The organism is Paenibacillus sp. BSR1-1, assembly GCF_030403775.1.
In the GTDB taxonomy this organism is placed as follows: domain Bacteria; phylum Bacillota; class Bacilli; order Bacillales; family Cytobacillaceae; genus Neobacillus.
Map to the genome: position 1 here is coordinate 370,525 of NZ_JAQMWQ010000003.1, position 13,951 is coordinate 384,475.

Annotated in this window: 10 protein-coding genes; 2 read left to right on the forward strand and 8 right to left on the reverse strand. The window is 42.0% G+C overall.

What is annotated here, in order from left to right:
* Positions 1 to 8 precede the first annotated feature (8 nt).
* From PH210_RS07520 to nirB, 4 genes are all read right to left on the reverse strand, one after another.
* A complete protein-coding gene (locus tag PH210_RS07520) occupies positions 9 to 1,754 on the reverse strand; it encodes an AAA family ATPase (RefSeq protein WP_289984332.1) in 1,746 nt (581 codons plus the stop codon).
* Positions 1,755 to 2,511: 757 nt separating this feature from the next.
* Complete coding sequence (locus PH210_RS07525) at positions 2,512 to 2,805, reverse strand: hypothetical protein (RefSeq protein ID WP_289984334.1); 294 nt, start codon at positions 2,803 to 2,805, stop codon at positions 2,512 to 2,514.
* Between the two features lie 134 nt (positions 2,806 to 2,939).
* On the reverse strand, positions 2,940 to 5,090 hold the full coding sequence (nasC, locus tag PH210_RS07530; protein WP_289984336.1) for an assimilatory nitrate reductase catalytic subunit NasC: 2,151 nt from the start codon (positions 5,088 to 5,090) through the stop codon (positions 2,940 to 2,942).
* Positions 5,091 to 5,155: 65 nt separating this feature from the next.
* Positions 5,156 to 7,534: a nitrite reductase large subunit NirB gene (gene nirB / locus PH210_RS07535; RefSeq protein ID WP_289984338.1), complete on the reverse strand. Its 2,379-nt coding sequence runs from the start codon at positions 7,532 to 7,534 to the stop codon at positions 5,156 to 5,158.
* 328 nt (positions 7,535 to 7,862) lie between these two features.
* Here nirB and PH210_RS07540 point away from each other — a divergent pair, with 328 nt between their 5' ends.
* Complete coding sequence (locus tag PH210_RS07540; protein ID WP_289984434.1) at positions 7,863 to 9,068, forward strand: nitrate/nitrite transporter; 1,206 nt, start codon at positions 7,863 to 7,865, stop codon at positions 9,066 to 9,068.
* Between the two features lie 56 nt (positions 9,069 to 9,124).
* Here the strand turns inward: PH210_RS07540 and aspA are convergent, their stop codons facing one another.
* Together aspA and PH210_RS07550 are read right to left on the reverse strand one after the other, a co-directional pair.
* Positions 9,125 to 10,555: an aspartate ammonia-lyase gene (gene aspA, locus PH210_RS07545; protein WP_289984436.1), complete on the reverse strand. Its 1,431-nt coding sequence runs from the start codon at positions 10,553 to 10,555 to the stop codon at positions 9,125 to 9,127.
* Between the two features lie 35 nt (positions 10,556 to 10,590).
* Positions 10,591 to 11,595, reverse strand: a complete 1,005-nt coding sequence (locus PH210_RS07550; RefSeq protein WP_289984339.1) for an asparaginase — start codon at positions 11,593 to 11,595, stop codon at positions 10,591 to 10,593.
* Positions 11,596 to 11,779: 184 nt separating this feature from the next.
* Here PH210_RS07550 and PH210_RS07555 point away from each other — a divergent pair, with 184 nt between their 5' ends.
* Positions 11,780 to 12,145 carry a helix-turn-helix domain-containing protein gene (locus PH210_RS07555; protein ID WP_289984341.1) on the forward strand — a complete coding sequence of 122 codons (366 nt, stop codon included), beginning with the start codon at positions 11,780 to 11,782 and terminating at the stop codon, positions 12,143 to 12,145.
* 60 nt (positions 12,146 to 12,205) lie between these two features.
* On the opposite strand, the gene PH210_RS07560 is transcribed toward PH210_RS07555, so the two are convergent.
* Positions 12,206 to 12,841, reverse strand: coding sequence for a class D sortase (locus tag PH210_RS07560; protein ID WP_289984343.1), 636 nt, complete (start codon positions 12,839 to 12,841; stop codon positions 12,206 to 12,208).
* Between the two features lie 28 nt (positions 12,842 to 12,869).
* Positions 12,870 to 13,898 carry an LPXTG cell wall anchor domain-containing protein gene (locus PH210_RS07565; RefSeq protein WP_289984345.1) on the reverse strand — a complete coding sequence of 343 codons (1,029 nt, stop codon included), beginning with the start codon at positions 13,896 to 13,898 and terminating at the stop codon, positions 12,870 to 12,872.
* Positions 13,899 to 13,951 lie beyond the last annotated feature (53 nt).

The following is a 13,951-nucleotide window of genomic DNA, read 5'->3' on the forward strand; positions in this document are numbered from 1 at the left end:
GGTTCTGTTTATTTTGTTTCCTCTGTCTCATCTGTCCCATCGTCTACTTGATTACTATGGGTAAAGCCGATGGCAGGTGGATCCTCGAAATATTCGAGGGTTACTACCTTTCTTGGTTCTGGTCTGGTTTGGCCATACAGGCGCACATAAAGCTCTTCAATTTCCTCACCCGTTAAATCGCCGCGCTTTAATAATTCCCCTGCAATCGAATGGACGAAATCGGCATGCTCATTGACAAGCTTCTTAACCTGTTTCATCTGGTCCTTCAATAACAGATTGATTTTTGGACGTAATGCACGAAGTCCATCAATTCTGGTTCCTACTGCGAGCCAACTGAACAATTCATCACCCATGCCGACCATACCAAGGTAAGCACCTGCTATCATAGTGGCCTGCTGGAGATCGGAGGTAACCCCGTTTAATTTCTTGCCAAGGAATTCCTCTTCCACTGCCCTGGCAGCCAAACAAACTTGAATTTCTGCGAGCATTTCGCTGTCACTTCGGTTATACCGCTCTTCTGTCGGCTTAGTAGCCGCAAGACCAAGCGCACCGCCGCGCCGGATAATCGTAACCTTCCAGACTCGTTCGTGCGGCTTCAACAGATACTGTGCCACTGCATGACCGGCCTCATGATAGGCGACGTTCCGCTTTTCATCCTCCATCATGGAGCTTAATGGCTGTTTAAGCCCCCACTCATAGGTTTCCATCGCAGCCCGAAAGTCCTCGTAACTGGCTACGTGGGCCCCGCGCTGATGGGCGATGACGACAGACTCATTGACAATATGCTTGATTTGCGCTGGACTATATCCGATGGTATCAAGAGCGGCCTTCTCAGAAGTCAGCGTTGAATCAATTTTCACTTTTTTAAGATAGTATTGGAAAACATCTACACGGCCATCATAGTCAGGGGAGTCGACCCAAAGCTTGCGGTCAAAGCGGCCCGGCCGGAGCAATGCCTGGTCGAGGACATCAGGAAGGTTAGTCGCGCCTATCGTTAGAACAGCAGGGCGCTCTGCTACTTTTTTCCGTAACCCCAGTGAGCGAAGAAACTTAGCGATTTTGGAGTTATCGATGTTCGGAGGGTCCATTTGTAAAAGCAGCTCATTAAGCAAACCGGCTCCCCCCATTCCGGCCATGCCCATCAGACCTGCACCTCCTCCTCCGCCCTGACGGCTCATCCCGATGGCGTCGATTTCATCGATAAAGATTATACAGGCGCCATATATATCTGCGAGCTTTCTGGCTTTCTTGTAGAGACCCATTACTTTAAGGTTCCCTACGCCAAAGAACATATTTTGAAAGCTTGGGGCTGAAGCATAGGCAAAGGGCACCTGTGCTTCGTTGGCGATTACTTGAGCTAAATAGGACTTCCCGGTGCCTGGCGGGCCGCATAGGAGTAAGCCTCTGATAGCTTCGCCACCCATATCTTTAAACTCTTTTACACCCCTAAGAAGGGTAACAATCCTTCTGGCATTTTCCACAATTTCTGGATTGCCCCGATAGTCGTCCCAGGTTGTACCGGTCTCACCAGGCAAGATCCAGTATGTTCGTCCCCGGGCCAGAAACCAGAAGAGTGCAACAAACTGTATGATCATAAATAACATTGCGAATAGCAATTGAAATAAAAAGCTGATAATTGTCAAGGCGACCGACCAATAGGAAGGTCCTCCCTTCACCAATATCACGCCAATAAATATGATAAATGCAAACCAGAGCAGGAATTTGCGCCACTTTATCCACTTATGACTCTTCATGGTCCCACTTCCATTTCGGAAAATTTGGAATATTATATGAAGAAACAGCCTAAAGGTGTAAGCACTAATATCTTAAAATCGAGATTTTTTTGGAATTTTATTGGGAATGCTATGGGACTGTGCATATCATCTCTTAATAACCGTTGTGGCACCATTTGAAAGTGAACGGGGATAAGGAGCCTTTCTTAATGACCGTCTCGTTATTTTTTGAAGACTGAAGGGAATTAGGAGCCGCTCTTAATGACCGTCTCGATACATTTTGAAGACTGAAGGGAATTAGGAGCCACTCCTAATGACCGTCTCGTAACTTTTTGAAGACTGAAGGGAATTAGGAGCCGCTCTTAATGACCGTCTCGTTATTTTTTGAAGACTGAAGGGAATTAGGAGCCGCTCTTAATGACCGTCTCGTAACTTTTTGAAGACTGAAGGGAATTAGGAGCCACTCCTAATGACCGTCTCGTAACTTTTTGAAGACTGAAGGGAATTAGGAGCCGCTCTTAATGACCGTCTCGATACATTTTGAAGACTGAAGGGAATTAGGAGCCTCTCTTAATGACCGTCTCGTAACTTTTTAAAGACTAAAGGGAATTAGAAGCCTCTCTTAATGACCATCTCGATCCATTTTGAAGTCTGAAGGGAATTAGGAGCCTCTCTTAATGACCGTCTCGTAACTTTTTGAAGTCTGAATGGGATTATGAGCCTCAATTAAATGAGCCACAGTAAAAGACCCTCCCAAGAAAGGGAGGGCCTAAATCATTTATTTAACTAATTTATTTTTGATGTCCAACAAGTACTTGATTACGACAGCAAGCCCGCCAATGAAGTAGAAGGTTATCATAATCCATCCTGTTGGATCAATTGAATTCATGGAAATAAGAAGGTTCAATGGAAGAACGAAATAAACGATATCCTTTAAATAATCTAGTACAAAACTTGTATCAAAGGAGCCTTTCCAGAACATTTGGATAAACTGAATTAGGAAATTAAGAATCATTAGTCCAAAAACGGCCTGCATTGTATATAGCATCCAGGCTGAAAGTCCGAAGTCCATTTATCATCACCACCTTTGCTATATTCTATGCTTGGAATAATAACGGGTGAAGAAAATGGACGAGGATTATTCACAAAATATTCACAATAATCCGTAACAATAAAACATGTTCAAATACACTCAACATGGAATTTTTATTGTATAAATTGTTCAATTAACGGACTTACTCTCACAGCAGTCACCTTAAATCCAGGCATCTTGCAATCAGGATCTAATTTCTTTGAAACTAGAAGATTCACATTTTGTGAGTCACCCCAATGAAATGGGACGAAAACGGTATCCTTGCGAATCGTCTCCGACCATTTGCTTCTAACGACAATCAAGCCTCGTTTGGATTCAATTTTTACCAATGTATGATCAGGGATTTGATATTTTAAGGCAGTTGTCGGATGGATTTCCAGGTACGATTCCACATTTCTTGCCGCTAATGCAGCACTTTTCCTTGTTTGCACACCGGTTAAATAATGGGACTTAACTCTTCCGGTCGTTAATAACAAGGGAAATTCTTCACTTGTTTGGTCTTTCGCCACAACTGATTTGTTTGGAGCGATGACCATGACAGCTTTTCCATCAGGATGTGAAAAGGAAGCTTCAAACAGTCTTTTCGTCCCACGATGTCCCATATCAGGGCAAGGCCATAATATACCGCCTTCTTTACGCAGACGATCATAGGTAATCCCGAAATAATCAGCCTTGCCCCCACGGCTGGCCACTCGTAATTCTTGAAAAATTTCTTCTGCCGAAGTAAACGAAAAGGCCTTTTCTTTACCAAGAACACGTGCCATTTCACAAATAATTTGCCAGTCGTGCTTGACCTCTCCTGGACATGGATAGCTCGCTTCGCGAAGTGTGACCCGGCCTTCCACATTTGTCATCGTTCCCTCATCCTCCAAATAAGAAGAAGAAGGCAAAATTAAATCGGCTAATTTTGCCGTCTCTGACAAAAAAAGATCCGCTGCAACAAAGAATTTTAATTTTTTTAATGCATTTATCACAGATTGGGCATTTGGATGGGAAACAACCGGATTCGAACACATGATAAACAGGCCGGTAATTTCAACTTCATGGATTTTCTCAATCATTTCGTATGCAGAAACCCCTTTTCCCGGCAATTCGGCCTCATCGATCCCCCAAACACTGGCAATATATGCTCGATGTTCTTCGTTTTCAATGGCTCGATATCCCGGAAGCTGATCGGCTTTTTGCCCATGTTCACGGGCTCCTTGTCCATTTCCCTGTCCTGTTATTGCTCCATAACCACAATGAGGTTTGCCAATTTTCCCAGTTGAAAGCAGAATATTCAATAAATTACGAACGGCGATTGATCCATCGGTTTGCTGCTCCACCCCTCTTGCGGTAAAAATCATCCCTGTTTCTTCTTTTCCAAACTTTATTGCCGCTTTACGAATTTGGGCAATTGGAACACCGGTTATGTTTTCGATTTCCTCCAGTGTTAACGATGAAACATACTCCTTTACTTCTTCAAACCCATTTACCCTTTCTTGGATAAAGGGTCTATTAATATAGTTTTCTTCTATTATTATTTTTAACAGCCCATTTGCGAGTGCGGCATCGGTACCCGGTTTAAGCTGCAAATGCAAGTCTGCCAGTTTCGTCGTCGCGGTTTCACGAGGGTCTATTGCAATGATATAAGCGCCGTTTTCCTTTGCTTTTTCAAAGTATGGCATGATGGTGGGCTGACATTCGGCGATATTTGTTCCCGCTAAGATGATGCAATTTGTGTAAGGAATTTCAGATAGGCTGTTGGTAAACCCTCTGTCCATTCCGAATGTTTGGCTCGCGGCAGAGGCTGCTGCAGACATACATAAGCGGCCATTGTAATCAATGTATTTGGTTTTTATAGCACTTCGTGCAAACTTTCCTAGTAAATAAGCTTCTTCGTTGGTAAGTGAGGCGCTGCCATAAACCGCCAAAGCGTCCTGGCCATCTTCCGCTTGAATTCTGGTAAAATTCTCTTTGATTTTGTCCAGGGCTTCCTCCCAGGTAATGCGGACAAATTCTCCATTCACTTTTAATAATGGGTATTTTAAACGCTCACGATGGAAGGAATGTTGATGTGCATGGATGCCTTTGATGCATAAACGCCCTTCTGAAGTGGGATTATCTTTTCCGATGGTCTTAAAGGTTCTTCGTGTAACAATCGATTGTTCTATCAACTGCATTTTGCATTGCATACTGCAAAAAGGACATTGGGAATCAAATGTTTTTTCAGATTCAACTTTTTGCTGCTTTGTCCTGAAGTATTTTAAGAACATTTCAGTCAAATTACCGCCTCCGTTTCAGATAAATTTTTACATAATCATGGGTTTATTCAATAATACGCCACTTTCTACAATCCCTTAAAAGTAGACAATTCAGATTTCTCATAAAACCGCTTCCGCAACGACAATTCCTCTTCCAAGCGATCCAACAATTGCCGGAGAAGCTCGAAATCAAATAATACTTCTCTTATATGAACTAAGCTGAGTCGCTCAATCCATTCCCAAGTCCGCTCCAGATAATTGGCTGTCTCCCGATAATATTGGACAAATCCTGTAACCATTTCAAACGCTTCTTTATCCGAGGCAGCAATACACAGAAGTTCACCGCCACGTCCTTTCCGGCTGCAGCTCCCTCCAACATAAATTTCCCAGCCTCGTTCCATTCCGATGACTCCAATATCTTTCATGGTGCAGCCTGCACCATCATGCAAACAGGAAGAAACACCCATCTTCACACGATATGGAGTGGTTAGAAATTCCAATCTCTTTTCGAGACTGGCTGAAAGATCGAGAGAGGATTGTTTATCGCAACGACAAATATGTTCCCCAATACAAGTTTTGATCGTTTGCACCTTATTTCCATAGGTTGAACTCATCGGCATGTTCAAATCGGCCCAAACACCAGCGAGGTCATCTTCTTTTATCCCCATCAAATGAATCCTTTGTTCACTTGTAATTGCAATATCTACGATCCCATATTTGTCAGCGACATCCGCTATTTTTCGCAATTGCTCAGACTTGGTCATTCCGCCATACATTTGCGGGACGACGAAGTACGTGCCGTCCTGTTGTAAGGTGGCATTCATCCGATCGTTTAGAAAAAGGGGTTCCTGGATATTCTCATATTCTGGATTAATCATCGCTAAATAATAGGACAAGGCCGGCCGGCATTTCGTACAGCCTTGTTTGGTATTCCAATGAAGGACATCCATCACCTCCGATAAAGAAGACAGACCCAACTGTTGGATCATTTGTACCACTTCATCCTCTGATAATGAAGTACAGGAACAAAAGGACGACTTTTCTATCACCTCGGAAAAATCATAACTATTAATATAGGATAATAGCTCTTCAATCATAGGCTTGCAGCCACCACACGAACCTGACGCCTTTGTGCATGTTTTCACTTGTTCAACAGAGGAAAGACCTTCTTTTTGTACGACTTCGATGATCGCTCCTTTTGTTACCCCATTGCAATTACAAATAAAATCACTGTTGGCCATAGATGTAATTGTATGGCTTTCACCAATAGAGGTTGGAAAAATGGCAACTTTTTCAACATCCTGTAAATCTTGTTGTTTTAAAATCATTTCTAGTAATTTTCCGCGCTCGCTTGTATCCCCGAACAGGACAGCACCAATGATTTTATCACCTTTGAAAACCATCTTTTTGTATACTCCAGCTATCTCATCATAAATTTTAATCGCCTTTGAATCTCGGGTTTCCTCAAACAGGCCTGCTGAAAAAACCTCTACTCCCGAAATTTTCAATTGTGTAGAAAGAATCGATCCTTCATATCCCTTACTAGCAATGCCGCAAATCCGCTTGGCTAACACCCTCCCTTGTTCATATAAAGGCTTCACCAATCCATAAACAATTCCGCGATGCTCCACACATTCCCCGACAGCGTAGATATTCGGAATACTCGATTCTAAAAAATCATTAACAAGAATCCCGCGATTGGTCTCAATCCCGCTATCCTTCGCCAACTGGACATTCGGCCTGACCCCCGCTGCCATGACAATCAAATCGGCTTCTATTTCTGTTCCGTCTTTGAACCGCAAGCCTTCAACCCGTCCGTCCCCGAGAATCTCCGCTGTCTCTTTTTCCAAAAGAAACATCATCCCTTGCCGTTCCAACTTTGTTTGCAGCATTTTCGCCGCTGTTTGATCCAATTGCCTTTCCATTAAAAAACTAAAAAGATGAACCACCTTTACATCCATACTCAGATTCAACAGCCCTCTTGCTGCTTCCAATCCTAATAGTCCGCCGCCAATTACGACTGCTTTCTTATACTTCTTCGCTGTTTCGATCATGATTTGGCAATCCTCAATTGTTCTAAAAGAAATGACCCCTTCCTTATCAACGCCTGGAATAGGCAGCATAAACGGAGTGGAACCAGTAGCTAAAATAAGCTGGTCATATGATACCACTCGCTGTTTATCTGTTAAGAGAATTTGATTGTCGGTATCAATTTTTAGGACCATTTCCCCTAAAAACAGCTTGATATGGTGTTGGTTATACCATTCCCGGCTATTTAAGGTAATGTCGGCTAACGATGTTCTCCCTTGCAAAACAGTCGACAATAAAATCCGATTATAGTTTGGGTGCGGTTCACTGCCAATGACCGTTATATCAAACCGATCGGGATTCAACTTTAAGATTTCCTCCAGACAGCGGATGCCGGCCATTCCATTCCCAATCAAGATTAATTTTTGTTTTGCCATTAATAACCCTCCAGACAATCCAATTGTAAGCTGACGCCATGAACTTTCTCCATTATTCCATAAAACGAATAAGCAGAAATTAATTGTGTGATATTTTCTAACATGAAATTTTCAGAAAAATTCATTGTCAGGATACCTTACATGTTTTCTGACAAGAGCAGCGATGTCCCTCTATGCTAAAAAAAGCAAATGATTGGGAGGTAAGGAATGAAAAAAACAACAATTGGTATTATTTCATTTTTATATTTGATTGGAAAAGTGATCTTTTCAAAAAAAAAATATCGGCTGGTAACTGAATCATTATTAAGTTAGAAAGGGGTAATGAATGATGAAATTAACGGATTTAAAGCAGAGCGGTCATGCACCATCATTGTTGGCATCATTTTTATACTTTGATGTTAGTTTTATGATTTGGGTCATATTAGGGGCACTAGGAGTCTTTATCACAAAAGATTTTAGTTTATCTCCCTCTCAGAAGGGCCTGATTGTAGCGGTTCCTATCCTCAGTGGCTCCTTTTTCCGTCTTGTCCTTGGGGTCTTGACAGATCGGATTGGACCTCGTAAAACGGCGATTAGCGGAATGCTCGTCACAATTATACCTCTTGTGTGGGGATGGTTATTTGGACGAACATTACCAGAGCTTTATTTAGTCGGAATCCTCCTTGGTGTTGCAGGTGCAAGCTTTGCGGCAGCGATTCCGATGGCGAGCCGTTGGTATCCACCCCAATTACAAGGCTTGGCAATAGGAATAGCAGGTGCGGGTAATAGTGGAACATTATTTGCGACACTGTTCGGTCCGCGAATTGCTGAAAAAATTGGCTGGCATAACGTGATGGGATTGGCAATGCTGCCACTTTTAATCGTTTTTAGCCTATATTTCATAATAGCTAAGGATGCTCCTTCCCAGCCGGCAGCAAAACCGATTTTTGAATACTTCAAGGTGCTGAAACAACGGGATACTTGGTATTTTTGCCTGCTTTATAGTGTCACCTTCGGTGGATTTGTGGGATTATCCAGTTTTTTAAGTATCTTTTTTGTGGATCAGTACGAGTTATCAATGGTGACCGCAGGAGATTTCGTGACACTGTGCGTGGCTGCAGGAAGTTTTTTCCGGCCAGTTGGCGGTTACATAGCCGATCGGATTGGCGGCGGACGTTTACTAACATTCTTATTTATCGGCGTAGCACTATCGATGTTCGGCGTGAGCCAGCTTCCTTCTATTCACCTAGTGACTACCCTGTTGTTTCTTGGCATGCTTTGCCTTGGGATGGGAAATGGGGCGGTGTTTCAATTGGTGCCGCAGAGGTTCCGGGAAGAGATTGGCATGGTTACCGGTATTGTCGGGGCCGCCGGCGGAATTGGCGGATTTTTTATACCAAATATTCTTGGTTCCCTTAAACAAATTTCCGGCACCTATTCAACCGGTTTTATCGTGATTGCCGGGATCGGAATAGCTGCCCTTTTAGTGCTCACACTTGCCCAGTTATCATGGCGAAAGGCCATGTCTCCTAATGAGGCTTCTGTAAAAATGTGATCGTCAAAAAAAGGTGCCTGACACCCTCCGAAAATAGAGTGTCAAGCACCTTTTGTTTAGTCTCTATCCAGCAAGGAGGCCCCAGCAATCCCTGGATGTGTCATCTCATACGGATCAAGAATTAAATCAAGCTCCTCTTCGGTCAATACTTGATATTTTAAACATAAATCACGGATTGACGCCCCGCTAAGAATCGCCTCTCTGGCAATTCTTGCTGCTGGTTCGTAGCCAAGATGTGGATTTACGGCAGTAATTATCCCGGCGCTCTTTTCAACATACTCCTTTAAGCGATCTTCATTTGCTTTAATCCCTTTTAAGCAGTATTCCGTAAAGGCGCGGAAAGCATTATTCATGATGCTGATCGACTGAAGCAGGTTGAAAACCAACACTGGCTCCATGACATTCAATTCAAGCTGGCCAGCTTCTGAGGCAAGGCAGATCGTATGATCATTTCCGATTACTTGGAAGGCCACTTGGTTAATCACTTCCGGCATAACCGGATTCACTTTTCCTGGCATGATGGAAGATCCTGGCTGACGGGCAGGCAATTGGATTTCTGCCAATCCCGCACGAGGGCCAGATGCCATAAGGCGCAGGTCGTTGGCGATTTTAGACATATTCATCATACATACTTTTAAAGCTGCTGAAACTTCAGTATACGCATCGGTATTCTGAGTAGCATCCACAAGATGCTCCGCTCCAACCAACGGCAGCCCGGTGATTTCGGCAAGATATTTGACCACATTTTCAATATAACGTGGATCGGCATTTAGTCCCGTGCCAACAGCGGTTGCCCCCATATTTAATTCATATAAATGCTGACGCGACTGCTTTATTCGCTTGATGTCCCGTTCGATAACCCTGGCATAGGCCTCAAATTCCTGGCCGAGACGGATTGGCACAGCATCCTGAAGATGGGTCCGTCCCATTTTGATAACATGATTGAATTCTTGAGCCTTTTGTCCAAAAGCGCTGTGCATCACGTTCATAGTTTCCAACAATTTTTCAAGAAGGTTTAATACGGCGATATGAATGGCCGTCGGAAACGCATCGTTTGTTGATTGCGACATGTTCACATGGGTGTTCGGGCTGCAATGAAAATAGTCTCCCTTTTCTTTGCCCATTAATTCGATGGCACGATTGGCAATGACCTCATTAACATTCATATTAATCGAAGTGCCAGCACCGCCCTGAATCGGATCAACAATGATTTGGTCATGCAGCTTGCCAGCCATTAATTCTTCCGCTGCCTTAACAATATTCTCGCCAATGCCGGAATAAAGCTGTTTAACATCCATATTTGCCAGTGCTGCCGCTTTTTTGACCATCGCCATTGCTATTATTAATTCTTCATGAATCCGGTAGCCGGTAATCGGGAAATTCTCAACGGCCCTTAACGTTTGTACACCGTAATAAGCATCAACCGGCACTTCCTTTGTTCCTAGAAAATCCTTTTCAATTCGTACATTCCCATTTGTCTTTTGCATGATGGACATAGTATCTCTCCTCGATTTTAATAACATTATTCTTCTTTATTAGAATTAATCGTTAAATCCCCTGCTAGAGGAGTTTCAATGATCTTCTTGACCTCATCTAAACCACCAGATTGTCCAAGTGCCCACATGAGCTTAGCGACAATCGCTTCCGTGTTCATATCCCCTGATAAAATAACGTTATGCTGGGCTACTTTTCGGCCGACTTCATAGAGAAGCAAATCTTCCCCTTCTTCTAAGCATTGGGTCGTAATGACGACCGCCACACCTGCGCTTGTCAGCTCCTGGATCTTTGAAAGAAGGTTCCGCCCTTCAAACGGCAATCCTCCATTACCAAAGCTTTCTATTATTATACCTTTATATAATCCTTTTAAACTATCAAAAATCTCCGGTTTGGTTCCAGGATATAATTTCATTAGAAATACATCGGTGCATAACCCAGTATTAATTGAAAGCTTGTCCGTGGATGGTGCTGGTTTCCACTGATATTTCACTTCCGTGTCATTCACAAATGCAACATACGGGTGATTCACACTTTCAAAAGCATCATAGCTTTTTGTACGCATTTTAACCGCTCTTGTTCCGAGGATAACTCGGCCGTCAAAAACGATAAAGACTCCTCCAATTGTTTCACAGGCAAACCGGATGGCGTCGGCGACATTTTTTTTCGCATCTGTTTTTTTGAAACTGATCGGAACTTGTGAACCTGTTAAAACAACCGGCTTCTCAAGTCCTTGAAGCATGTAAGAAAGCGCTGCCGACGTATAGGCTAGTGTATCTGTTCCATGGGTTATGACAAAACCGTCATATTCTTGATAATGATCATGGATGGCTTGGGCTATTTTCACCCAATGCTCAGGCTGCATATTCGTGCTATCAATATTCATTAAGATTTTACTATCAATTGTAATACCATAGGAAGTAATCGGACAATAATGAAGCAATTCCTCAGCGGAAAGACCAGGAACGAGTCCTTCATTTCCTTCTACGGATGCAATGGTCCCTCCGGTGGCGAGTAATAGGATTTTCTTCAACTGTATCAGCTCCATTGAGTGAAAAAATAGTCTTTATTCGCGTAATGCGTATCTATACTTTTCATTATAGAACTTAAATTGGATAAATCAATAGTTTGTACTCGATACGCGTACTTTTTTCTATTCGGTTCTATGATTCTATGTTATAATTTGAACAATATTATGAAAATGGAGTTGGAGACGAATGCTGGATCGTTTATCCGAATTAAGAAAAGAACGAAAATGGTCGCTGCAGGAAACCGCTGATCAATTAGGAATAGCTAAAAGTACTTATGCTGGCTATGAGTCAGGATACCGGGAACCGTCCTTACTCTCCCTAACACAATTAGCGGAATTATTTGAAACGACTGTTGATTTTTTGTTGGGAAGAACAGATGAAACTTACGGCGGGCATGGGGTTACAGAGATAACAGAAATCATTCATCAGAAAAATGTGAGCTTGTTCCTGGACGGTAAACCATTAACTCCAGATGAAATAATTGATTTTATCGCCTTTATTCGAACAAAAAGAGAGTTAAAACCGAAAAGATCGCTAGTATTAGAAAAATAATATAAGAGGTAATATAAACAAATAAGCTGCCAAATAAATTTGACAGCTGGAACATTATAATTAAGAAATAAGTTTTGCGTGGATAATTAACCTGTGGGTTCCCGTGGTTATGGGGTCACATGTAATAAGGGTTAATATCCGCTCGTTATCTTCCCCTTTTAATACGGATAAATCCTCCGGTTTCACTATTAATACTTCATAAACTTGATAAATATATGAATGTTTTTGATCCTTAGTAATAATCTTATCTCCGGGTTTTAGTTCTTTAAGCCGGTTAAACATCCTTCCGTACGTTCGACTTCGATGGGCCGCGATGGCGGAATTTCCAACTTCACCTGGAAGGGCTGTTCCTTCGAGATGGCCGGCCCCAATTCTTAAATTTTTTTGATTCGCTCCCTCTAGAATGGGAAGCTTCAAGTTTATCTTTGTGATTTCTAGAACACCTGCCATATTTTCCGGCATATCACTAGAATTCGGAACATTTTCGGTTTTAATATGATTATAATTTGCTTCTCCAAACACTCCATTAAGGCTTTTATAGTTTTCTACCAAAGAGCTTTCGTTCTGTGTGCCATTATTCTCCCATTCCTTCAATAATTTATCCTGTTTATTAGTCTCATATAATTGCATCACTTTTGGAAAAAACAAGGTCACCAATCCGATAAGAATCAAAAAAAAAGCCAGGATTTTTTTCATTTAAAACACCCCAATAATCAAATAGGACCTATACTTCTGTTTGATTTACTTTACTTTTTTTTAGTAAATACACACCTACTGCTGTGATAAATAATCCTATTAGATAATAGCTGATAGGGCTGGATTCCCCAGTTTTGGGAAGTAAACCACTATAGCTAGTGTTTGATCCATCTGTTATTTGACTTGGTTCTTGAGATGAGGCAGGCTTCTCAGGAGCACCATTCCCATTGTTCTGGCTTGGAGGAGTTTCATTTTCATGATTATTTGGATTCGTGCCAGGAGGAGGGGTGGAATTTTCATTATCATCCTGATCATCATTTCCAGGAGGAGGTGAAATTTGATCACATCGGTTAAGCCAGTAGTTGATCGTCCCCTGCGCTTCAACCCCGACCTTCATTTCACTAACTTGAAAAATACGTTCTTGATTATCTGCTGTTATAAGCTTAAATGCTGAAACATCATCTTTTACATATTGTCCTCCATCGTGTAGTTTATAAAGCGGTGAATTTCCTTGTGATGACATTGCCTTCCATTTACCGCCCCAATATACATATACATGAGTGACGGATTTATAACATTTATTTAAATGAAGATGTATTTGGGTACTCTTATTCGAATTTGAATTCTGAGGTGTGGTCGTACTATTTTCAATTTCTTTGCTATAATCATTTTTGGATTGAGTATTGTTCTGGTTATCTGATTGCTGTGGATTATTGACTGCCTTTTTCGAAGAATGGTCATTCTTATTCGTTTTTTGGTGAGAAACATTTACCTTGTGATTAGATGGATTATTTTTTTGATTAGATTCAACTTTAGAATCATATGCATCATGATTAAGTTTATCCTGTTTATGGGCTGCAGTACCTGCTCCTTTTTTGTCATACCCCTCCCCTTTTCTCGCCTGAGCAGGATTCCCCTGCTGGGTAGTCTGATTAGTTTCTACTACCTTTTCTTTTGCTTGCTGACCTTTTGCTGCTACAGCTGTGGGAATGATTTGTAATGATAAAAGGAAATACATCAACACCAATAATAACCATTTTCCGTTGTTCTTTTTCAAATGGACACCTCTTTTCTAAAAAATGAAAAGCGTTTGTATGGCCATCTTTATAA